1 protein-coding gene is annotated in these 767 nt (G+C 73.4%); it reads left to right on the top strand.

From position 1 onward, the window contains the following. Positions 1-101: 101 nt before the first annotated feature. Positions 102-767: helicase-associated domain-containing protein (locus HMPREF0058_RS11465; RefSeq protein ID WP_248597035.1), on the top strand; the 666-nt coding region annotated here is incomplete at its 3' end.

Genomic DNA, 767 nt, shown 5'->3' with positions numbered 1-767 from the left:
CGCTCATGGCCTCGCTGCCGGCCGGGGTGGTCCTCGATCCGTCCTGGGTGCGTCAGGCCCTGACCTACGCCCGGCCCAGGCGCGTTGTGCCCGAAGGCGCTGTGACCGCTGTGCTAGAGGAGGCCGAGCTGCTGGGGCTCAGCGGCGGGGGCTCAGCGTCACGGGCGGCGCTGCGGCTGGCCCGCGGCTTGCGCGAGCTCGGCGAAGGCCAGACGCTCCAGGAGGATCAGGATCGCCTCCTGGCGCTGCTGGAGCAGACCCTGGAAGAGGACCTGCCTGAGCCAGTGGACATGCTGCTGGTCCAGTCGGACCTGACCGCCATCGTGCCGGGCCGGCCGACCTCGGCGCTGGGGGAGCTGTTGGAGCGCTCCAGCGAGGTCGAGTCGCGCGGCGGTGCGCTGACGGTGCGTTTCACCCCGCAGTCGGTGCGTGCGGCCCTGGACGTGGGGATGAGTGCCTCCGAGCTGACCGAGGCCCTGGAACGCTACTCGCCGACCCCCTTGCCCAGCGCGCTGGCGGTCCTCATTCAGGACGCGGCCCGTCACCACGGCGCGGTGCGGGTGCGTGAGGTGGCCTGTCTCCTACGCGTGGCAGACCCGGCGGTGGCCGCCGGACTGGTGGCCGATACCCAGCTGGCGGAGCTGGAGCTGGACGAGGTCGCTCCCGGGATCCTCACCTCCACCGCCCCCGCTGGGCAGGTGCTGCGGGTGCTGCGCGTGAGCGGAGGGGCGCCCGTCCTGGAGGACGCCCACGGCGCCCTGCTGCTG

The sequence above is a fragment of the Actinomyces urogenitalis DSM 15434 genome (genome assembly GCF_000159035.1).
Lineage (GTDB): Bacteria > Actinomycetota > Actinomycetes > Actinomycetales > Actinomycetaceae > Actinomyces > Actinomyces urogenitalis.
The sequence above is the reverse complement of the archived record's forward strand: the minus strand, read 5'-3'. Positions and strand labels throughout refer to the sequence as shown.